The 20656-nt window shown below is 45.1% G+C and carries 23 protein-coding genes; 4 read left to right on the top strand and 19 right to left on the bottom strand.

Features of this window, described 5'->3' with window-relative positions; genetic code table 11:
• Positions 1-15 precede the first annotated feature (15 nt).
• From TM7x_RS00790 to ftsA, 7 genes are all read right to left on the bottom strand, one after another.
• Positions 16-708, bottom strand: a complete 693-nt coding sequence (locus TM7x_RS00790; protein WP_138074059.1) for a hypothetical protein — start codon at positions 706-708, stop codon at positions 16-18.
• Between the two features lie 8 nt (positions 709-716).
• Positions 717-3143, bottom strand: coding sequence for an RCC1 domain-containing protein (locus tag TM7x_RS03760; protein WP_052198779.1), 2427 nt, complete (start codon positions 3141-3143; stop codon positions 717-719).
• A 92-nt stretch (positions 3144-3235) separates the two neighbouring features.
• Complete coding sequence (locus TM7x_RS00780; protein ID WP_039326944.1) at positions 3236-3844, bottom strand: vitamin K epoxide reductase family protein; 609 nt, start codon at positions 3842-3844, stop codon at positions 3236-3238.
• Positions 3834-4094, bottom strand: a complete 261-nt coding sequence (locus TM7x_RS00775) for a thioredoxin domain-containing protein (protein ID WP_039326941.1) — start codon at positions 4092-4094, stop codon at positions 3834-3836. Before TM7x_RS00775 ends, TM7x_RS00780 begins: the two co-directional genes overlap by 11 nt.
• Positions 4095-4550, bottom strand: a complete 456-nt coding sequence (gene nrdR, locus TM7x_RS00770; protein ID WP_039326940.1) for a transcriptional regulator NrdR — start codon at positions 4548-4550, stop codon at positions 4095-4097.
• Positions 4551-4555: 5 nt separating this feature from the next.
• Positions 4556-5749: a cell division protein FtsZ gene (gene ftsZ / locus TM7x_RS00765; protein WP_039326937.1), complete on the bottom strand. Its 1194-nt coding sequence runs from the start codon at positions 5747-5749 to the stop codon at positions 4556-4558.
• Positions 5750-5786: 37 nt separating this feature from the next.
• The gene (gene ftsA, locus TM7x_RS00760; RefSeq protein WP_039326933.1) at positions 5787-7013 is read right to left on the bottom strand and encodes a cell division protein FtsA; all 1227 of its coding nucleotides are present in this window, start codon (positions 7011-7013) and stop codon (positions 5787-5789) included.
• 86 nt (positions 7014-7099) lie between these two features.
• Between ftsA and TM7x_RS00755 the strand changes: the two genes are divergently transcribed.
• A complete protein-coding gene (locus tag TM7x_RS00755; protein ID WP_039326929.1) occupies positions 7100-7726 on the top strand; it encodes a prepilin-type N-terminal cleavage/methylation domain-containing protein in 627 nt (208 codons plus the stop codon).
• Between the two features lie 3 nt (positions 7727-7729).
• On the opposite strand, the gene map is transcribed toward TM7x_RS00755, so the two are convergent.
• The 8 genes from map to TM7x_RS00715 form a co-directional block, all read right to left on the bottom strand.
• Positions 7730-8497 (bottom strand): type I methionyl aminopeptidase, encoded by a 768-nt coding sequence (gene map, locus TM7x_RS00750; protein WP_039326927.1) that lies wholly within the window; start codon positions 8495-8497, stop codon positions 7730-7732.
• Entirely contained in the window at positions 8494-9051 is a 558-nt protein-coding gene (locus TM7x_RS00745; RefSeq protein WP_039326924.1) for an adenylate kinase family protein, read from the bottom strand. The genes map and TM7x_RS00745 overlap by 4 nt, the downstream gene beginning before the upstream one ends.
• Before the next feature lie 8 nt (positions 9052-9059).
• On the bottom strand, positions 9060-9518 hold the full coding sequence (locus tag TM7x_RS00740) for a GatB/YqeY domain-containing protein (protein ID WP_039326921.1): 459 nt from the start codon (positions 9516-9518) through the stop codon (positions 9060-9062).
• Entirely contained in the window at positions 9518-9733 is a 216-nt protein-coding gene (locus tag TM7x_RS00735; protein ID WP_039326918.1) for a 30S ribosomal protein S21, read from the bottom strand. The genes TM7x_RS00740 and TM7x_RS00735 overlap by 1 nt, the downstream gene beginning before the upstream one ends.
• A gap of 43 nt (positions 9734-9776) precedes the next feature.
• On the bottom strand, positions 9777-10397 hold the full coding sequence (locus TM7x_RS00730) for a hypothetical protein (RefSeq protein ID WP_039326915.1): 621 nt from the start codon (positions 10395-10397) through the stop codon (positions 9777-9779).
• Positions 10398-10488: 91 nt separating this feature from the next.
• Complete coding sequence (gene recJ / locus TM7x_RS00725) at positions 10489-12117, bottom strand: single-stranded-DNA-specific exonuclease RecJ (RefSeq protein WP_039326912.1); 1629 nt, start codon at positions 12115-12117, stop codon at positions 10489-10491.
• Positions 12117-12419: a helix-turn-helix domain-containing protein gene (locus TM7x_RS00720; RefSeq protein ID WP_010164263.1), complete on the bottom strand. Its 303-nt coding sequence runs from the start codon at positions 12417-12419 to the stop codon at positions 12117-12119. Before TM7x_RS00720 ends, recJ begins: the two co-directional genes overlap by 1 nt.
• 64 nt (positions 12420-12483) lie before the next feature.
• Entirely contained in the window at positions 12484-13143 is a 660-nt protein-coding gene (locus TM7x_RS00715; RefSeq protein ID WP_039326909.1) for a phosphoribosyltransferase, read from the bottom strand.
• A gap of 39 nt (positions 13144-13182) precedes the next feature.
• Between TM7x_RS00715 and priA the strand changes: the two genes are divergently transcribed.
• Genes priA through fmt form a run of 3 tightly spaced genes read left to right on the top strand, consistent with a single transcriptional unit; the run spans position 13183 to position 16569 of the window.
• The gene (gene priA / locus TM7x_RS00710; protein WP_052198778.1) at positions 13183-15123 is read left to right on the top strand and encodes a replication restart helicase PriA; all 1941 of its coding nucleotides are present in this window, start codon (positions 13183-13185) and stop codon (positions 15121-15123) included.
• A gap of 20 nt (positions 15124-15143) precedes the next feature.
• Entirely contained in the window at positions 15144-15719 is a 576-nt protein-coding gene (gene def, locus TM7x_RS00705; protein WP_039326906.1) for a peptide deformylase, read from the top strand.
• A complete protein-coding gene (gene fmt / locus TM7x_RS00700; RefSeq protein ID WP_039326904.1) occupies positions 15679-16569 on the top strand; it encodes a methionyl-tRNA formyltransferase in 891 nt (296 codons plus the stop codon). Before def ends, fmt begins: the two co-directional genes overlap by 41 nt.
• Before the next feature lie 9 nt (positions 16570-16578).
• Here fmt and TM7x_RS00695 read toward each other — a convergent pair whose 3' ends face one another.
• The 4 genes from TM7x_RS00695 to infB all read right to left on the bottom strand — a co-directional run bounded on the left by TM7x_RS00695 (position 16579) and on the right by infB (position 20636).
• The gene (locus tag TM7x_RS00695; RefSeq protein ID WP_052198777.1) at positions 16579-17052 is read right to left on the bottom strand and encodes a DUF5663 domain-containing protein; all 474 of its coding nucleotides are present in this window, start codon (positions 17050-17052) and stop codon (positions 16579-16581) included.
• A gap of 62 nt (positions 17053-17114) precedes the next feature.
• Positions 17115-17429, bottom strand: a complete 315-nt coding sequence (locus TM7x_RS00690; RefSeq protein ID WP_039326901.1) for a DUF5663 domain-containing protein — start codon at positions 17427-17429, stop codon at positions 17115-17117.
• A gap of 34 nt (positions 17430-17463) precedes the next feature.
• Positions 17464-18759 carry a hypothetical protein gene (locus TM7x_RS00685; protein ID WP_148305617.1) on the bottom strand — a complete coding sequence of 432 codons (1296 nt, stop codon included), beginning with the start codon at positions 18757-18759 and terminating at the stop codon, positions 17464-17466.
• Between the two features lie 107 nt (positions 18760-18866).
• Positions 18867-20636 carry a translation initiation factor IF-2 gene (infB, locus tag TM7x_RS00680; protein ID WP_052198776.1) on the bottom strand — a complete coding sequence of 590 codons (1770 nt, stop codon included), beginning with the start codon at positions 20634-20636 and terminating at the stop codon, positions 18867-18869.
• Positions 20637-20656 lie beyond the last annotated feature (20 nt).

Below are 20656 nucleotides of genomic sequence, written 5' to 3'. Positions count from 1 at the left end.
ATTACGCTTATTTCTTCATCCATCCCGCTCCTTTTCTTTTTTATGAATCAACAGCAGAATAGATGCTACAAAAATTGCGGTGGCACTAATGACAATCATTAGCCACATGCTAACGCCCGTACTCGCTAAAACTCGGCCGACTTTCTTAAATATATTCGGAATAGCAATAATCTCCCCAATAGTTTGTTTTGGAATAGTGACTGAAAAATCAGCAAACTGGGTTACCTCTGGCGATGAAGGACTAGCCTTCATCCTGGCTGTAGCTCGCCCATTATAAGTATGGCCTGGAGTTAGTGGCATAAAATTGTCCCCTGGATGGTCATTTTGCCAATTTGAGAAATCTAATGTCCAAACGTTACCATTCACCCGAAGCTCACTATCTCGCCCCAATACAAACGTCCGCCCGTTAAACTCCACCGTCAGATTATGTTGACCTGTTATGGGATTAGTGACTGTATGGACCGCATCATATACGCCATATAAAACTGGATGTTTCTTATCCACCAAATCGAGCTTCATAAACTTTGGTGCAAAGATTTGACAATCTGGATGATTTAATTGATTACCGTTCTCCAGTGTAGTGTGTGTACAATCAATATCCCGAATCACCTGCGACAACGTCGAATCTGCAGTCGCAAAAACCGATGAAGGAATACTCACTGCAACAAGTAGTGTGATAGTAGTGAATAATTTTTTTACTCTGCTCATCACACCCCCTACTGCGCCGTCACCGTTAATGTCATTGGTAAATTATACACGCCAGGACTCTGATATGCCGGAATAGTCTGGTTTAGCCTAACATTACGCAATAAAAATGCACAGCCTAACTGACCGGTTGAACTACTGCTGCTCATCAGCGTAATACTATTTGCATTTGCTCCTCCCGCTTGGAATTGCAAATCAGAACCCTTTTGTACACCACTAGTGTTACACGACGATCCACTCAATGAATTGCCCGACGTGATGACAGAGGCAGCCGCAAACTTAACCGACAAGAACCCTTGGGTGTCACTATTGCCATTGAACATGTAGGACTTCGTGCCACCTGACTGCTGCCAGCGAGCAGTCGACCCATTAGAAGCCGATAACACCACACTCCATCCAGCATCAGTCTGCGTATTGACCACCTCAATTTGCTTTGAATTAGAGTCCGATAGAGAAGCGCCCGTGATTACACTGTTTCTGCTCGTGGTCGCATCAGCAAATCTCGCGGTTGGATTAACCACTGTTGTTCCCGCGCTGTTCGCAAAACGAAGATCCAGCGACCCAGGGGCCGTCTTAAACTCTGGGTATACATCATACGTATCAACACTGGTGCCCGGCGCAGCAGTAGTGTCTGTAACTAAACGAACACAATAATTTTCATTCCTATCAAGACCCCTATCAGCCAGTACCAAATCCCAAACCCCCACTTCGCCAGCAGCTATATCTTGGGTATTCACAAACGTTGTCCAGGGACTATTCTTTCTGACAATCGTCTGCGGGCGCGTACCAACGGTATTATCTGGTAATGCTGGATCATCTGAAATCTTAGTTATAGCCGTACCATCTGCTGGACCGTTTGTGGCGTACCTAAGTTTTGCCGCTCCATTAATAGCCCGCCAAGCCGCCCCATTAACTGCTGAACATGTCACCGCGCTACCCTTTTTTGCATATTCGGCACGTAATTTAATTGCTGAGTCCCCGATGGTTCGCCCTGGAGTTGATAACGACGTAGGCGTTAGCGCATTAGACGACGAGCCATTACCCAATTGATAATGTGAGTTCTCGCCCCAACAGTAAACATAGCCTCTAGTCGTTAAAGCACAAGAGTAGTTACTACCACTAGCTATATCACTTATAGTATTGTCAGCGGTTATTGATAGCATGTTGACTTTTACCGGCGACGTCGAATCTGAGGTTGACCCATTGCCTAACTGCCCCTTGTCGCCGGCTCCCCAACAGTAAACATCTCCGCTACTAATCAATACACAAGTATGCTCGTAGTTAGCTTTTACCTGTCTAATCGTCTTTCCGCCGCCAAGAATTCCACTTACCGAGGCAGGTGAAGGAGCATAGCTGTCCGTAGTTGACCCATTGCCAATCTGTCCCCTATTATTTTTTCCCCAGCAATACAATCCTTGGGAACCCGAAATTACAGCACAAGCATGAGTGGCGTGTCCAGAAATTGACTCAACCTTCTTGCCGCCAAAGCTTATCTGTACCGGCCGCGCAGAATAGCCGCTAGTTTGACCGGCACCAATCCGACCATTTTCAGTAGTACCCCAACAAAATACCGAGCCGTCAGTCGTTAAGGCGCACGAGTAGAAAAATCCCGCAATAATTTGCTTAACTCGTCGCCCTCCAAACTCATTCATGGAAGTAGCTACTGGCACATTAGATATGGTCGTTGAATTATTACCTAGCTCACCATAAGCATTCTGCCCCCAGCAATAGATTTTACCATCGGAGTCTAGTGCACAGTTATGATTAAATCCTGTGGCAATTTGCGTAATATTTTTACCTGACATCACCCCAGAAGTACTAACGGCCACCGGTGCATTAGCCTGGTTATAAGTCCCATTTCCTAGCTCTCCATTGCTTCCATAACCCCAGCAATACACTCTGTTATCAGAAACAATTGCACAAGAATGCCAATCTCCAGTAGCAATCTGCTTAATAGTTTTACCACTTAAGTCGCCGTCAGTATAAATAGGCGTCGGAGTGCTCGAATCGGAAGTTGAGTTAGTGCCAAGCGCCCCCCAAGCACCCTCTCCCCAACAATAAGCCTTATTATCTGACAAGATAGCACAACCGTGGTTATGTCCTTCGCCAACCGCTGCCAGGCTTTTTGTAAACAGTCCTTTATTTTGCACGCCAACTCTCAAACGAAAATCAGCACCAGGCTTTGACAATATGGCCTGAGTATTAGTACCAGCTAATGGAGCTCCTGGATTAGCTGAATTTGACGGACTGTAAAAGCGATATGAGACTTGACCAATTTCATTCTGTTTACCGCCCGCTGGAATTGTCGCATGGCTCTGCTGCGATGTAGCAAAAATGAAGCCCATGACCGCAAAAACGGCAATAATACCGCCAAAAGTAAAATAATATGCCGTTCGGCGCCTATTTTTAATTAATAATAACTTCTTATTTTTTATCATGCTCTATTGTTCTTAATTGAGCCCTACCCTATTATTACTCATCATCAAGTATACCATAAGCTTTTTAGATAAAACAATGAATCTTTAGAACACTAAAACAACTGTCCGCCAAACTTAGCGATTATTGCTACAACGACTAAAACAATTACAGATACAGCAATAAGCGCATCATATCCACCACTAACAAATTTCTGCGCACCCCGCCAAGAAATATTTTTCCGCAAAATATTATAACGTGTTAATCCGAAGAAGATTAGCGTCATCCCCACGTCAAGGGTCAAACACCATGGACACAGCGCGCCAATTTCAATGTAGCTCATATAAAACATCCAGATAGCAAAAACCATACCCGCTACTGCTCCAGCTTCCGCCGCCTGCATGAACCACTTCGGGAACTTCGCGCCCGCAAGTAACGCCACGGCAATCGTCACCATAACAGGCAAAGTCATCACGCCAATGAAGCTATTTGGAAATCCTAAAATAGTTGCCGACCAATGGCTGGCTACCGTTGAACAGCTTAATACTGAGTTAAGGTCACAGCTCAGCAATGCATGAGAATTCTTTGCTAATATAAGCGCCTCGATAGACAACATAAAAGACGCCAGCAGCCCTAAAGCACTACCGATAAGCATGATAAACGCTGCCAAATTCTGTCGTTTTAAATCCTTATGAAAAAACCAATTTCGAATTTTATTGAACATAAAAACTCACCTCACTAATCGTTGGCAAAGGTCGACCACGCCACATATTTTGCATCTGTCCGGTGTTGCTCAGTGCGACAATCGTTGGGTATTCCACAATATCATATACTTCACAAAAATTATTACCCTCCCTAGAATCAGGATTCATCTCCTCTAAAACCTCGCCTGTTTGTCGGCTAAAATCACGCAAAAAGTCAGTGACTTCACGCGCATGATCACTCTCCGATCGGTAAACCACAACTATACGCATCTATAAACCCTGCTTATCTTTCTCTCGGCGCTTGGCTAAGATCTCCACGAAATCATCCAGTGTCTTAAACTCATAAAAAACGCTAGCAAAACGAATATACGCCACTTCATTACGACCAGCTAATTCATCAAGGACTTGATCGCCAATCTGTTTTGAAGTAACTTCCGACTCGCCTAGGGCATATAGGGAATCCTCAACTGCCGTAATAATATTATCGACTTCCTCATCTGACTTGAAAAATTTTCCAACTGAACGACGTGTCGAATTTGCCAATTTTACCCGATCAAATAACTCACGATCGCCATTTTTCTTAATAACAGCCAGGTTTGGTTTTTCAATTCTTTCATACGTTGTAAATCGCTTGCCATCCGGAGCTTCTCGGCGCCGCCGAATTGCCGCACCATCAGAAACTTCCCGCGACTCAATAACGCGACTATTGCCAATATTAAACACCATTTTATCTACTCCTTATTCTTCTTTCGCCGTCTCAGGAAAGCTGGGGTGTCATCTTCTTCGTCTTCAACTTCAGTAGCTGGGGTGTCCCACATATTTGTCTCTGGCTCAGCCGCAAACTTTTCAGCCGCCTCTTCCTTATCTAATTCCAGATCAATATTCTTAACCATCTCTTCATCAACTTCTTCCTCGGCCTGCGACGTAGTTTCACCAACCGTCAAACTGACGTCCTGCTGATGAAATGTATCACTGTCAAATCCCGTAGCAATTACCGTAATCACCAATTCATCCTCCATCTCTGGCTTCAATGTCGCACCAAAGATGATGTTGGCATTTGGACTAACAGCACTCGTAATAATCTCTGCTGCTTCTTGGATTTCTGCCATACTCATATCATAGCCACCAGTTACATTGAACAGCACACCCTTGGCGCCATCAATCGACACCTCAATTAGAGGACTTTCAATAGCTTGTTGCGCCGCCTGAACCGCCCTATCATCACCACTTGCCCGACCAATTCCCATTAGGGCCGAACCGGCGTTGCTCATAATCGCTTTCACGTCAGCAAAGTCTAGGTTAATTAAACCGTGCTCGGTAATCAATTCAGAAATACCCTGCACACCCTGCCTCAAGACGTCATCAGCAATTTTAAACGTCTCCAAAAGTGGCGTTCGACGGTCGATTGTCTGTAACAGCCTATCATTTGGAATAGTAATCAAGGTATCGACTTCTCGACCCAAGTGAGAAATTGCCCAATCAGCATTTACCCGGCGTTTTTCGCCCTCAAAGCTAAATGGTCGCGTCGCCACACCAACCACCAAAATACCCAGCTCTCGAGCTACTTCCGCCACAACATAACCAGCACCAGAGCCAGTTCCACCGCCAGCACCGATAGTCACAAACACCATGTCGGCACCCTCTAGGGACTTTTTAATCTCCTCACGAGATTCATTAGCGGCCGCCTCACCGACAGTCGGGTCAGCACCCGCACCCAGACCATTAGTTACGTCATGACCAAGATGAATTTTTATGTCAGCTTTTGAATTATGCAGCGCCTGAGCATCAGTGTTCATGGCAATAAATTGCACGCCATTCAAACCAGCATCTTTCATTCGATTGATAGCTGAACCACCAGCGCCGCCAACACCGACGACTTTTATACTGGCAAATGTTTGAACTTCACTTGGTTGTATTTGCGGCATATATCCCCTCTCTTAATCCTTACACTCAGTATACCATTTATTTAAATCTGGCGAAAATATTTTTCAAAAAACCACCAGCTTTCTTAGTGACGTCACGCGCACCAGCTAATGATTTTGCATGTTGTGGCACGTCCATAGAGTCAAGCAACATTAATCCGACGGCCGCTGAGAATTCAACTCCCTTCACCTCATCGCTGGCGCCACTATAGCCCGAAGGTTTGCCCAGGCATGCCGCCACACTCAATTGATCCTTTGCAAACTCTACCAGGCCCTTAACCTTTGCTGCGCCACCAACCAGGACAACACCGCTCGGTAGTTTTCCTAGTCGTCCAGCACGCTTCAGCTCTTTGGCAATTGCTTCGAAAATCTCCTCATAACGCGCCTGAACAATCTCATCAATCTCTTCTTGATTGAATTTATAAGTCTGCTTTGCAATCTTAATCTCAATTTCACCCAAAGCTTCACCGCCAAATCGAGCATGTGCCAATTTGACAACCTCAGCCACCTCTGGGTCTGTCCGCAACCCAATAGCCAAATCATTAGTTACGTTTTGTCCGCCCATCGGAATTACCGCCAAATGCTGCAAATCTCCCTCTTCATAAACAGCAACACCAGTAGTTGCCGCACCAAAATCTATTACCGCAACGCCATTTTCACGCTGACTCTCTGTCAATACGGCTTGAGATGCCGCCAAAACCGACGGAACAACCGATGACAAATCAACCTTCGCCATTTCTGCAGATTTCTGTAAATTTGTAATATGAGGTACCAAACCAGACACCACATTAGCTTTAATTTCTAATCGCGCACCGGTCATACCAACAGGATCTTTAATGTTGTCTTGGCCATCAAGCCTATATGAGTGCGCAACAATCTCTAAAATCTCTCGATTTTGCGGTACTTTTCCTGTTGTCGCCACCTCCTCTAGGCGTAAAACATCATCCGTCGTAACCTCATTACTAACCGTACCGACAGTAATCATACCATCAGCCTTGGTGCTCAATAAATGAGAGCCATTGATACTTACGGTCGCTGCATTAACTTGATGTCCGCTCATTCGCTCAGCTGACTCTAAAGCCTTGTCTATTGCTTCAGCTGGACCAGCTAGATTAGTCACCACACCTTTTCGCATGCCACTATTTGGCGCCTCACCAACGCCGACAATTTTTGGCACGCCGCTCTCTGCGTCAGCATAGCCCACAACACAGCGCACGTTTTTCGTACCAACATCAATTCCTACCACGTATCGAGATTGCTCCTGCATGAGCTTCATTATACAGGTTATGGCTATAGTTTGGCAAGCCAATTACCGCGTTGCTCATAAAAAATATTTTTGCTACAATAGCTTAGATGAAAAGCACAAGCGGTTTTACTATCGTTGAGATTATTATGGCGATCTGTATTATTGGTATCATTTCAGCAATTTCTGTTGTTTCGTACCATAAGTTAAGGGAAAACGCCTATGATGCTGTTGCCAAGGAAACACTTCATCAAGTTGAAACCGCCTTTAAGGCATATACTGCTGGCGGCAATAAAATTCCGATGAAACATTATACATTCTATGGATTTTACGACAGCCCAGGTGGTGGGCGAAATGAAGATGGGGTAAAAACATATCACGGTGGTGGAATTGGACTGGCTATGCATAAAGCCAATTACCTACCTAACGACCTACTAAATCCCCTAAAAAATGGCCCAAAAAAAGACCCTTACTTAAAAAACAATATCGCCTTTGTGACATGTGGCAAGAATAAGGTTTTCTTCTACATTGAAGTGTATAATGGTGGAATTACAGAACGTGAACTAAGAGATAGAGAACTTGCGCTGGATTGCCCCTCTAAAACACACTCGGACTGGCTAGCCGAACATGGGCTACCCTTTCGTGGCCACGGTTGGGCTACTGGGCTCTTCCGGAGTAAGCCTCGATACATAGTTGCAGAAATAGATTTTGATAACGAGCCCTTAGATTCAGATTAACAATTAAAGTTTCGTAATAATCTCCGCACCCGTTTCCGTAATCAGCACGGTATGCTCGAAGTGTGCCCCCAGACTACCGTCCTTCATGCTAATCGTCCATCCGTCAGTATCAGTAATAATCTTCTCACCGCCGAGGCTAGCCATCGGCTCGATAGCGATTGTATCACCAGCATGCAACACCGGACCAGTACCGCGCCGGCCATAATTTGGAATCTCTGGACTCATGTGCATTTCCAGTCCCACGCCGTGACCAACCAGCTCGCGAATGATGCCCAATTTGGCTTTCTTTAACACCGCTTCTATCGCTGCTGAGATATCACCAACTCGTGTCCCATCGCCAGAAATTGCATCAATCCCTGCGTACAAACTCTGTTCCGTTGCGTGCAATAAATGCTTTTTGGCGCCGCGCGGTTCTTCGTCAACCACCATAGTAAAGGCGCTGTCAGTTTTCATACCACGGTAGCCGATCACCAAGTCAAAACTCACCACATCACCCTTCTCAAACACATAATCTGTCGGGAACGAGTGCACCAATTGCTCATTGGTCGACACGCAAATCACCCCTGGGAACTTCACTTCATCTGTCAAATACGTCGCTTCTGCGCCAAAATCCTTGATTCGCCCGGCCACAAAATCATTAACATCCAATTCACTCATACCAGCCGTTACCCGCCGGCGTAGTTCATCATAAATCGTCGCCAGCATCCGCCCACATTCGCGCATATCTTTCATTTGCTGTGGTGTTTTTTCGCCAGTGATCAAGTGGCTCATTTGGCGCCCTCAACAATTCCGCGACTAACCAGCTCTTTTTCAATTTCATCATGCACTTGCCCAACTGTACCCACGCCGCTCATGTGGATGATTGGAATATTATTGTCATTCAGATAGTCCAAAATTGGATAAATTTCGCCTCGGTAAATACTGAGTCGCTTATCAATTGCCTCTGGCGTGTCATCGACACGACCACGCACTCGCAAACGTTCCAAAATCTCATCTCGCGGCACTTCCAGCACGATCACTAACTTCACGTCTTGACCGTGATGCGATTGCGACTCAATCAGCCACTTCGCCTGCTCCAACTGACGTGGATAACCATCCAAAATCACACCGTTGATGTCCTTGGCCTTATTTAAAGCCTCGCCCATCAGACCATTGATAATCTCCACCGGCACTAATTCACCAGATTGCATACGATGGATCAATTCACCATCGTGCGTGTCGCGTAGCAACTGCCCTGCGCTCAGCCAGCGCCAACCGTGTCGCGCCGCCAAAATCTGCCCCTGCACACTCTTACCAGCACCAGCCGGCCCAAAAAAGATAATCATATTTCCTCCTATTTTGTCAGTTTTTCTTTAACAATTTTTGCGATCAACGCACCGTCAGCAGCATTGCCAACCTTCTGTTTCACTGCGCCAATAACTTGGCCCATCTTTTGCATAGAAACGTCATCCATACTCGCCACAACATCTTCAACGATCGCCACAATCTCTGCTTCGCTCAATTGTTCTGGCAAAAATTCTCGCAAAATTTCCGCCTCTTGTTCTTCAGGTTCCGCCAACTCCGCACGATCATTCTTTCGATATAAATCCGCGCTTTCGACACGCTTTTTCACTTCTCGAGCAACGACTTTTTCAATTTCAGCATCATCTAAGCCATCTTCTCGCTTACCCAAAGAAACTTCTTCGTTTAAGATTGCTGCCTTTAGATTACGCAAAACATCACCGCGAAAACGATTGCCGCTCAATAGAGCGGCTTTCATTTCACTGGCAATGCGCTCTTTTAGCGCAGACATTAACGCACCCCTAGGCGCATTTTTGCCGTTTTTTCAGCTCGTCGCTCACGGCGAATAATAGCTTTTTTACGACGCTCAGTCTTTGAAATTGGTTTTTCAAAACGCATAACGCTCTTAGCGCGAGCCAAAACACCGCTTTGCAAAACCCTGCGGTTGAAACGACGAATGATATTTTCGTTCGCTTCCTTCTGATCTTTACGTGTTACTTGTACCATACTGCAAACATTATAACAGATAAGAAAGTATTTGCCAACTAGATTATCGATTCACCCTCTCTGACGTGATATTTAATACCTCATCATCAGAAGTAAGCGTAATAGTATAAGTGATCGAATCAGCCCAATACCCAGTACAGTCAGATTTGTATTCTGTAACAGGGATCTTGACAGTATACGTACCATCATTATTTTTGGAAACTTCAACTCCGGCAAAGTCACAAGGAATATTTTCTAGCCAAGCCAAATCACCAGGAACTTCTCCATTCGCATCACCACCAGATAAAGACAATCGAACGCCATTATTTATCTCATCCATTATATCCTTTAGGGAATTTACGCGACCAAAAGCCTCCTCTATTATCGCTACCGCCTCAGGATTAGACTTATTTCTTGACATCCATAATCTACGCGCCTGTTCTAGTCCTAAAGAACCCTGGTTAGAATCTATATACAAACGTCTAGCTAGTCTATCATATTCACCCGCTGCAACGTCGTACTCTTTTTTAAGGTAAGCTAAGCTTTCGCCAGACAGCTCCTCCGTGCATGTAAAATTACCACCTTCGGGGAAATCAACCAGTAGCTTTAGCGCTACCTCTCCCAGGCTAGGATGTGTATCTTTCTGATATATAATCTCCCCTCTGCCGCTATTAGAAAACTCCATATATACCAAACCTCCTAAAAAATTCTCCCACCCAAAAATATTAATACACTATAACAATACATCTACTCTACAAGTAATGCAACTATTACACCTAAGCTAAATGCAACAATCGCCCCTCAACAGACCTTATTCCTTGCCATTCATTGACGGTTGGCTGGAACCACGCCGCCACCTCGTCGCCTGGCTCGCGGAAAAATTCCTCTGGCGCGTTGAACGCCAGCATCTGCAACACCTTACCGTTTTTATCACGCAGTGCTAATTTAACGTGTTGTCCATCCGCACCCATTCGCCGCACGCTCAGCACGCTCCCTCTGGTAATTTTTAATACTGGCTCTGGGTTGCCATTGCCAAATGGCTCCATTTTCGCCAAATTCTCCACCAATTCTTCATTAATTTCCGAAAAGTCATCAATTTCTACATCAGATTTCGGTAGCAAATATCGCTCTTGGTTTGTTAGTTGTAGCGAATCATAAAACTCATTCACGCGACAACGAAAATCGCCAATTTTCTCAGTCTCCAGTGTCACGCCCGCCGCCGCTCCGTGCCCGCCACCTTTGATGATTATGTCGTCCGCCGCCCGCACTGCATCGGCCGCTGAAAAATCACCAAAACTGCGCGCCGAACCCGTTGCTTCCTCGCCGCGCTCGCCAATGATAAACACCGGCTTTTTATATTTCTCCACCAACTTTGACGCCACAATGCCGATAACACCGTGATTCCAGCCATCGCTACTAACCACCAACACACGGTCATTCGCCAGCTTCTCGGCTTGCACACATGCTTCCTCAAAGATGGCATCCTGAATACTGCGCCGCTTGATGTTCAATTCCTCCAGCTTCTCACTGGCCTCCAGCGCCGCCAGTCCATCATGCGCCACTAGCATGTCCAACGCGTGTTGCGCCGTCTCCAACCGCCCCGCCGCATTCATTCGCGGACCCAGACCAAAGCCCAGATGACGGGCATTAACCTGCTCCGGCTCAATACCCGCTACCGCCATCAACGCTTTCAGTCCTGGGCGTTGTTGTTTTTTCAGAACCTCTAGTCCCCAATACACATTCGCCCGATTTTCATCAGCCAACGTCACGATATCACAGACCGTCCCCAGTGCCACCAAATCGAGCAGCCACTTTTCATAACCATCAGATAGGCCATCCAGCTCAGTCTGCAGTGCTTGCACCAACTTAAATGCCACGCCCGCACCACACAAATCACGGAATGGATAACTGTGTCCTGAGAACTTCGGATTCACCGCTGCCACGCTCGGCGGTGGCGTTTCGGCAACATTGTGATGATCTGTCACCACCGTATCAATTCCCAAGCTGGTGGCATACGCAATCTCTGCATGACACAAACTACCGGTATCCACCGTCACGATCAAATCCGCGCCCATGTCGCGCACCTTATCCACCGCGCCCATGGTCATGCCATAACCCTCAACAAACCGATTTGGGATGAAAGCGTCAACGTCCTCAAAACCAAACTTACCAAACGCATCCAGCAACAGCGCCGTGGCGCTCAGCCCGTCAATATCATAGTCACCGTAAATAACGATTTTTTCGCCCTGCTCCCGCGCTTGTTTCAACCGCGCCACCGCCTTTTCCATATCCGGCAGCAAAAACGGATCATGTTTCACCGCCGCATAATCCGGTCGCAAAAAAGCTTCGCGCGCTACCCGGGTCGTCAAGCCCCGCGCTACTAAAATTTTCTCAAATAAACTCATTAGTCCCTATCAGCCATACCGCGCTTTGAGCGTGCTGAATATTGCTGAGACTTAATTACCATACTTTGTAGCTCTTTGAAAATTGGAAATTGTTTATTAGTGAAATACGTGCGCGAGTTACCCTGTTTTTCACTCTGTAGAAAACCAACCTTTTCTAGCCGCTTCAGTTCTCGTTGGATATTACCAGGATCCTCTTTGATTAGCTTCGCCAAACCACGAACATGTGTATGAAAATCAGGATACTTAGCGTATACTACTACAATTTTTCGCCGCACCCTAGATGTAATAAAAACGTCTAACATAACCTCCCTAACGCATCTTTCTTACTTCAAGTCTATCACAATTTTACAACACCCGACAAGCATTTTACCGCCAATTCAGAATTACCTGATTAATTTTCGCTATAGTCTCCTCTTTTGACGGCAATGTATTGTCTTCATAGTAATGATTTAAGCCCATAAAATTCTCTTTCACATCTAGAATATGCATTTCATCAACCGTCATATGTAATTTATCAACCGCCGCCACGCCACAGAACGGCACTGCAATCACCAATTTCTCAATTCGAACTGACTTTAGAAAACTCAAAGCCACGTCTAAAACCGACAAATCATCTCCAAATCCATCACTCGCCAAAATCACCACTCTGTCTTTTAACATATCCTTATCAATAATTCCACCATCGCCCAAAAGCCTATTCATCTTTTGATGCGCCTCGCGTTTCTTCTCCTCCAAATAGCCATGAAACTCACTTGTATATTCATGAATCTCCCCGTCGGAAAATTGACTGTTATAAGTGAATTGCCCTGATTGCGACATCGCACCAATGCTCAAGCTTTCTCCAGGAATTTCAATACCTTCGCTCAGCAGCATCATTAGTACGCAGTGGAGTTTTACCGCAATTTGCTCGCCAACCAATACGCCGCCCTCACCAATCGAAACCACCGCACAGTTCTCGTAGCGGTATTTTTCCAGCACCTTATCCGCCAGGATTGCCCCAGCCTGCGAACGACTCTCAAAATACATATGCTTATTTTAGCATTTTTTTCGCGATATAATATAAACATGCATTACTATTTGGTTTCGCCAACAAGAATTGTCCGTAGCGACGCTGATTCGTTTACCTATTCTTCTGAAGATAGACTACCTACCGGAACAATTGTTGCCATAGAAATCGGTAAAATTAACGCTGTCGGTATAGTTTTACAAGAAGTCCGCAAACCCGATTTTGAAGTCAAGCCCATTAGCAAAATCATCGAAGATTATCCTTTGCCGATTGAGCTAGTTCAAACAGCATCCTGGATGAGTAAATATTACGCCACCCATCAGGCGACAGTTTGGCAAACCATTTTACCTAGTGGTCTATCTAAAAAACGTCGCCCAATCAATCCCACCGCCTCAGTTAATTCAACAGAAAATCGAATAAAAAATGTGTTCACTGACGAGCAAAAGGTAGCCCTCAAGACTATTGACGGATTAAACTATGGGACTATTCTTTTACACGGCGTAACCGGTTCGGGCAAAACTTTAGTATATATAGAGGCTGTAAAACGAGCCCTGGAAGAAGAGAGGTCATCGATAATCCTCGTACCGGAAATAGCTCTTACCTCACAATTGGTCGCAGAATTCTCCGCACACCTACCAAATGTCATCGTCACCCACTCCAAACAAACCGAAGCGCAGCGACATGCAGTTTGGAAAAGAATTATCGGCTCCAATGATCCAGTGGTGATAATAGGACCAAGGTCTGCGCTTTTTGCGCCGGTGCAGCAGCTTGGACTAGTAGTGATAGACGAGTGTCACGAACCCAGTTTTAAACAAGAACAGTCACCACGATATTCAGCTCTACGAGTTGCCTCAATTCTTACCAACCAACACCGTGGTAAATTAATTTTAGGCAGCGCCACACCCGCAGTTGCCGACTATTATATTGCCAAAAAATCAAATACTCCCATAGCAACCATGAAAAAGCCGGCTCGACCGAACACAATTCGCCCCCATATTACACTGATTGATATGACAAAGCGCAATAATTTTACTCAACACCATTTCTTATCAGATACCCTGATAGAATCATTGTCTAAAACCTTATCCAAGAATAAACAGGCTCTGATTTTTCACAATAGACGAGGTACCGCAGCCACTACTCTCTGTGAAAATTGTGGCTGGCAAGCCGGCTGTCCACGGTGCTTTGTGCCATTAACTCTTCACGCCGACCATCATAAATTATCTTGTCATATTTGTAATTTTTCAACGAAAGTCCCCACCAGCTGCCCGGAGTGTAAAAACGCAAACATTATCCACAAAGGTATCGGCACCAAACGTATTGAGAACGAATTACAGAGGCTATTTCCGAACAAAAAAATTGCTCGATTTGATAGAGACACCGACGCAAAATCTACGGTCGACGAGCGCTATGATGAGCTAAAAAATGGTGAGATAGATATCATTATTGGCACGCAAGTTATCGCCAAAGGACTTGATTTACCGCATCTTAGGATGGTTGGAGTCGTCCAAGCAGACGCCGGACTAGCCCTGCCCGACTATTCATCAGCTGAGCGAACTTTCCAGCTGCTAGCTCAGGTGATTGGTCGTGTAGGCAGATCGAGCGTTTCTACGGAAGTTGTTGTTCAGTCATACCAGCCAAATCATCCATCTATCACAAATGGCCTATCTCAAGATTACTCAGAGTTTTACGATAGGACTATCGGCCAACGGCAAAAAACTAATTTTCCACCCTTTGCCTACTTACTAAAATTAACCTGTATTTATAAAACCGAAGCCGCCGCTATTAAAAATAGCAAGAAACTAGCAGACCTATTAAAGGCCAAATCTAACAATATTGAGATACTAGGGCCAACACCCGCTTTTTACGAACGACTTCGTGATACATATCGCTGGCAAATCGTCATTAAAAGCCCTCGCCGACAAGAGTTACTTGATCTTCTAGAATTTCTACCCTCAACTCATTGGCAATACGAACTGGACCCTGTCAGTCTGTTGTAATTTCTGTTATAATTACAATAATGACTAGAGACGATATTATTACACTACCAAATCCACATCTTCGCCAAAAATCATCAAAAATTCACGTTGTCACAGACGATGTCATAAAATTAGCAGACGACATGACTGCAGCAGCACTTGACTGGGAAGATTCACGACCACACGAAATCAGTGCAGCCCTGGCAGCCGTACAGGTGGATAAACTAGAAAGAGTGGTAATTGTCCGTGCGGATTTTGAAAAAAAATCAACTCGGGAGTTTATAACGCTTATTAACCCAGAAATTGTAAAGTATGAGGGCGAGATTGTTGAAGATTTTGAGGGTTGTCTTAGTGTTAAAAGTATTTATGGCAGAGTTCCCCGCTACAGTAAGGTTCGCGTAAAAGCAATGACCCTGGAGGGTGAGGAAATTCGCATTAAGGCAGAAGGCTTCTTGGCGCGAGTCTTACAACATGAAATTGATCACTGCAATGGCCTGGTTTTTATTGATCACATTAAAGATAAAAAAGATGCTTTTTATACGCTCGATAAGAAAGGCGAGCTGCAGCCGCTAGATTATGACAAAGATATCGCCGAAAATAGTATTCTTTGGGACTGAGAATTATAGCCTAATTACCCTAAAAGCTCTTGTTAACAATGGGTTTAATGTTGTTTGCGCTGTTACCAAACCTGACACCAGGCGTGGTCGCGGACATAAACTCACCGAAACTCCAGTAAAAACATTCGCTAAATCTCAAAATATCCCAGTTTTGCAGCCGAATAAAGCCAATGAAATTACCGACCACATCAAACAACTTCAGCCAGCCACAGGCGTTTTGGTTGCGTACGGAAAAATCATACCTCAGTCAATCATCGATCTATTTACGCCAGGAATTATCAATGTTCATCCTTCTCTATTACCAAAATATCGAGGACCTTCGCCAATTGAGGCAGCCATAGCTAACAGAGACCATGAAACCGGAGTGTCAATTATGCAGCTTGATAGCAAAATGGACGCCGGGCCAATATATTCGCAAATCACCCAACCTCTCACAAGAAAAGAAACAAAGCCAGAATTATACGATAAATTATTCCACGACGGAACTGCTCTATTAATAAAAAATCTACCAGATATTATCAATGGTCATACAAAAACCACGCCACAAGATCATTCTACGGCCACCTATTGCCAGCTACTGAGTAAGGATAAATCCTGGCTTAATCCAGAAAGCATGACAACCACTGAAGCTGAAGCCCATATCAGAGCACACTTAGGCTTTCCGCGCAGTCGATTAATTATTGATGGGAAAGATGTAATTATCACTAGAGCCCATTGCAGTAATAGTCCTAGCTCTATTCTTGATCAAAAATTTACCGACGGCAATTATCTAATTATTGACGAACTTATAGCCCCAACCAGCGGCAAAACAATGACCGCAGAAGAATTTCTCCGCGGCCATCAAGGCTAAGCTTACTTGCTAAGCAGCCAAATCAAAGTCGCTTTGAGTCTGCTGCGGAGCTGAAGACGCACTCATGCCACCTAAAATAACATCGCGGTTGGCAATAATTTCCTTCTTCAGCTCGTTCATCACAGCCGCCACGACATCACGATAATCCGGACGATTCACCTCCAGCCACTTCGTAGCCGTAAATTCATCCCTTAGGCGCGTATCGTCAGCTGCCGCACCCGATGCCTGCAATAACCTCTGGAACATTGGATCCTGCTGATAATTTGGCGCATGCTTCTCTAAAAACGCATCAACAGCACCCGGAGTTTTATCAATAATACCAGCAAACTCCTCCAGCTGAGCATCGCTCATGCCCTGACTTAGGCGCTCGCCAACTCGTAGCTCCAGCTCGCTATAAATATGCTGCAAAAACGGCTTTTGCTGCTCTTGTGGCAATTTATCCAGACCCAGCTCTTTAAGAAATTCCTCATTCAGTTGGAACATAGTCCTCCTTTTCTTTCGTCTATATACTTAGGTTAAATTATACCAGCAACTATTTGATATTACTATCCACGCACCATATTAAGCGCATCGCCATATAGTTTTTGCAATTCAGCCATCGTCTCGTTCATTGACAGTTGAACAATTTCTGTTAAATCAATGCCATTATTTACACACCAATTAAGCACCGCAGGAACATCATCTCCGCCCAACAAGCCCATAAGCTCATCCACCCTGTCTTCGCCAACAGCCAACAAGATCTTCCTTGTAATCTTATCCTGGACACTGTTAGCGACGTCTTCCCTCATCTGTTCTTTTTTATCCGCAGGCAATGACCCAAAACCAGCCTGTGCTAAGAATTCGTCAGTAATTTCAAACATTTTTTATCTCCTTGTTTATTTTATATTTTATCTATTAAACGTATCTACTCAATACATCCAACACGTGCGCAGTAGCGCTAGATCCGTCAACTTCCAGATACTCTATTCCGCCAGTATTATACCATCTCACGGCGTGACCGTTAGCCATGGCTTTATCGGCCAGATTATGAAGTTGATCCATCGCATTAGCGTCGCCAAACTTCTCAGCAGCCCAGTCCCAAGGATAGTCATAAGAATCAAAATTTATTTCTGGTACATTTGGCGCCTCTGGAGTTGACACACCTGTATCAACAGCCCCACTACCAGATTGCGGTACACTATCTCCAGTCGAATTAGCATCAACAGCCTCGCTACCAGATTGCGGTACACTATTTCCAGTGGCATAGGTAGAACTCAGCCAATTTCCAGCAAGACCACCCAGACCAAAACCGACAGCATACTTAGCCAAACCTGACCCTATTCGCTGACGCAGATCCTCTTGACGCTCCATACTCACGTCCTTTAATTCATCAACTGACATATCGACAGCACGATTCATTACATAATCAGCCTCCTTGTCAGCCATATCTTTAACAAATGAAGAATCCAGATAATCAGGACGATCATCAGCCATGCGATTTTCACCACGACGCTCTTCAAGGATATTCTGTTTTACTGCCCCAGCAACTGCAAGTTTTGTGGCAACTAGAGTAGCCGTCGTAATAGGCCAGCCACCCAAAACAGAGGCTACAGTACCAACAGCAAAACCAGCGCCGCCCAGCTTAAGCCACTGAGAAACCTTACCGCCCTTAGTAAACCATTCACCCGCCTTAGCGGCAACTTTTTGGAATTTATTACGCCCATCAAGCACTTCATCATACCTATCCGACTTCCTCTTTGAAGTTTCTTGCATATTTGCAAATGCCGCTTGAGCTATTTCCGCCGCCAGTTCAGCCTGCTTATCTGCGTCTTGTTTTGCTGCTTCGATTTCATCAGCAAACTTAATACGCATATATTCCAATTCGCTCTGCTTCAATTGTTCGGTAGCGGCTTCTAGTTCAGCTTGGCGACTCTTTCCACCAAAGTACTTCTTAAAGAAGTGAGATTCAACGGCGATGCTGGCCTTAGCAAACCTCTCCCTAGCAAGCTTAAGGGCGGTAGCTGCCTCGTATTCATCTATGCTCATCTCGGTTTTTTCGGTATTGGCTTTATTTTCAGGCTCAACCTCAGACCGTTCATCGTCGCCATATTCACCTTCGTCATATTCATTGCCAAGATACTTGTCTCGCATAGCCTGTTCGTACGGAGTTAATCCTTCTGGATTAAGCTTGGTAGATTGTTGTTCGCTCATTTTGTGGTGGTTTTCCTTTCGCATTCCGCAAACACGAAATAGCAATAAGTTTATGTCTATTTAGGATATTATCATAAATAGCCAAAAAAGTCAATAGTACGAGAGTCTTACCCTAGCGTCTTCTTCACTAATTCACGAGTGAAGAATTCCAACTTATCACCAATCTCCAAGGTCATCTTTTTCTTAGTCCTAAGACTTAATCCACACATTTCACCCTCAAAGACCTCCTTAGCCTCCTGTTGTTGACGCTGAACCGAAGAGACTTCAACTTCAGCAATCTGCTCTTTACCTCGCTTAACCCGCGCCAACAAGTCTTTAGACACCTTACCACGAATCACTTCACCACCAGCAATTATCTCTTCGCGCATCGTCCTGAAAACACCCTTAACTTCCAGCTCACCAATCTCTGTCTCAACAATTTCTGGCGCCAATAGGGCTTCCATTGAACCCTTAGCATCATCCAATAACTCATAGATGACTTTAAAGATTCGTACCTCTACGTGCTCGCGCATCGCCAAACGCTTAACCGCTGGTGGCAGATCAACATTAAATCCGTAAATCACCGTATTTTCGCCAACCGCCAAATGAATATCATTTTCAGAAATATTACCCACACCCGTGCCGACGACATGCAATTCAACCTCGCCATTTGTATCAATCAATTTCAAACTATCGACTACCGAGGTTACCGAACCCTGAACGTCAGCCTTAACAATAACATTAAACTCTTCTGCGTCATGCTTTCGATTCATCATCTTAAGGATGTCTGCGCCAGTAACATTAGTAGTAGCTGCCATTTTTTCTTGCTCAATTTTCGCTTTTTGCGCCAAATTACGAGCCTCTTTCTCGCTCTTTGCAATCTTAAAACCGTCACCAAATTGCGGCAATTCCTTAAATCCGGTCATATTAACTGGCATGCTTGGACCAGCATCCTTCACTGCCTTACCGCGAAAATCTTGAAGAGTTCTAACTCGTCCGTAAGCCGTACCAGCCACCAAGTAATGACCCGGTCTTAGGTGCCCGTTTTCCACCAATAGCCCGACAACAGCACCACGTCCAGTTTCCATATGAGCCTCAATGACTAGACCTTCAGCCGGCACATCCTCGTCTGCGCGCAAATCTTCCATATCTGCCACCAGTAAGACCATGTCTAACAATTTATCTAGACCCTGACCAGTTTTGGCGCTAACCTCAACCATAACTGTATCACCGCCCCATTCTTCAGGATTTAAGCCATGCTCAGAAGCCAGCTGAGTCTTCACCAACTGTGGATTAGCGGCTTCCTTATCAATTTTATTAATTGCTACAACAATTTTAGCATTAGCTGAACGAGCAAATCGAATAGCCTCAACGGTCTGCGGCTTAACGCCGTCATCAGCCGCCACCACGATAATGACCACATCCGTTAAAGTCGCGCCGTGTTGTCTTAATGCTGCAAAAGCTTCATGCCCCGGCGTGTCTAGTAATGTAATCATTCGGTCATTACGCTGAGCTTGATAAGCACTAATGTGCTGAGTAATTCCACCAGCCTCACCTTCAACTGTCTTTTTATCCAAAATAGCATCAAGTAGACTAGTCTTACCATGATCAACATGCCCCATTACAGCCACAATCGGCGGGCGCGGCACTGCCTTATCCGATAATTTACGTGTATGGTGCTGAATTTCTGCAGCAGCAGCCTTGCGCTTTAACTGCACATCCAATCCTAATTCTTCAACAATAATCTGCGCCGTCTCAAAATCTAATCGCTGGTTAATCGTCGCCGCAATCCCGTTCTTAAACAATTCACCAATCAGCGTAGTTACTGACAGCCCCAGAGTCTCGGCTAATTCGCCAACCGTTACCGAATCCGCAATATTGACGATTTTTTCTGCCATAATAAGCTCCTCTCACCTCT

Origin of the sequence: Candidatus Nanosynbacter lyticus (assembly GCF_000803625.1) — a bacterium.
Classification (GTDB): Bacteria; Patescibacteriota; Saccharimonadia; order Saccharimonadales; family Saccharimonadaceae; genus Nanosynbacter; species Nanosynbacter lyticus.
Note: the sequence above shows the minus strand (reverse complement) of the source record. Positions and strands in the feature narration are given on the sequence as shown.

Coding starts and splice junctions, on each gene's coding strand:
- TM7x_RS00755 (WP_039326929.1), top strand. CDS start 7,100: ATGAAAAGCACAAGCGGTTTTACTATCGTTGAGATTATTATGGCGATC.
- TM7x_RS00740 (WP_039326921.1), bottom strand. CDS start 9,518: ATGTCTGCGCTAAAAGAGCGCATTGCCAGTGAAATGAAAGCCGCTCTA.
- TM7x_RS00695 (WP_052198777.1), bottom strand. CDS start 17,052: ATGTTCCAACTGAATGAGGAATTTCTTAAAGAGCTGGGTCTGGATAAA.
- TM7x_RS03760 (WP_052198779.1), bottom strand. CDS start 3,143: ATGATAAAAAATAAGAAGTTATTATTAATTAAAAATAGGCGCCGAACG.
- priA (WP_052198778.1), top strand. CDS start 13,183: ATGCATTACTATTTGGTTTCGCCAACAAGAATTGTCCGTAGCGACGCT.
- ftsZ (WP_039326937.1), bottom strand. CDS start 5,749: ATGCCGCAAATACAACCAAGTGAAGTTCAAACATTTGCCAGTATAAAA.
- map (WP_039326927.1), bottom strand. CDS start 8,497: ATGAGCCACTTGATCACTGGCGAAAAAACACCACAGCAAATGAAAGAT.
- recJ (WP_039326912.1), bottom strand. CDS start 12,117: ATGAGTTTATTTGAGAAAATTTTAGTAGCGCGGGGCTTGACGACCCGG.
- TM7x_RS00745 (WP_039326924.1), bottom strand. CDS start 9,051: ATGATTATCTTTTTTGGGCCGGCTGGTGCTGGTAAGAGTGTGCAGGGG.
- fmt (WP_039326904.1), top strand. CDS start 15,679: ATGACAAAGATATCGCCGAAAATAGTATTCTTTGGGACTGAGAATTAT.
- infB (WP_052198776.1), bottom strand. CDS start 20,636: ATGGCAGAAAAAATCGTCAATATTGCGGATTCGGTAACGGTTGGCGAA.
- TM7x_RS00775 (WP_039326941.1), bottom strand. CDS start 4,094: ATGCGTATAGTTGTGGTTTACCGATCGGAGAGTGATCATGCGCGTGAA.
- TM7x_RS00685 (WP_148305617.1), bottom strand. CDS start 18,759: ATGAGCGAACAACAATCTACCAAGCTTAATCCAGAAGGATTAACTCCG.
- TM7x_RS00735 (WP_039326918.1), bottom strand. CDS start 9,733: ATGGTACAAGTAACACGTAAAGATCAGAAGGAAGCGAACGAAAATATC.
- TM7x_RS00690 (WP_039326901.1), bottom strand. CDS start 17,429: ATGTTTGAAATTACTGACGAATTCTTAGCACAGGCTGGTTTTGGGTCA.
- TM7x_RS00730 (WP_039326915.1), bottom strand. CDS start 10,397: ATGGAGTTTTCTAATAGCGGCAGAGGGGAGATTATATATCAGAAAGAT.
- nrdR (WP_039326940.1), bottom strand. CDS start 4,550: ATGGTGTTTAATATTGGCAATAGTCGCGTTATTGAGTCGCGGGAAGTT.
- TM7x_RS00720 (WP_010164263.1), bottom strand. CDS start 12,419: ATGTTAGACGTTTTTATTACATCTAGGGTGCGGCGAAAAATTGTAGTA.
- TM7x_RS00715 (WP_039326909.1), bottom strand. CDS start 13,143: ATGTATTTTGAGAGTCGTTCGCAGGCTGGGGCAATCCTGGCGGATAAG.
- ftsA (WP_039326933.1), bottom strand. CDS start 7,013: ATGCAGGAGCAATCTCGATACGTGGTAGGAATTGATGTTGGTACGAAA.
- def (WP_039326906.1), top strand. CDS start 15,144: ATGACTAGAGACGATATTATTACACTACCAAATCCACATCTTCGCCAA.
- TM7x_RS00780 (WP_039326944.1), bottom strand. CDS start 3,844: ATGTTCAATAAAATTCGAAATTGGTTTTTTCATAAGGATTTAAAACGA.
- TM7x_RS00790 (WP_138074059.1), bottom strand. CDS start 708: ATGAGCAGAGTAAAAAAATTATTCACTACTATCACACTACTTGTTGCA.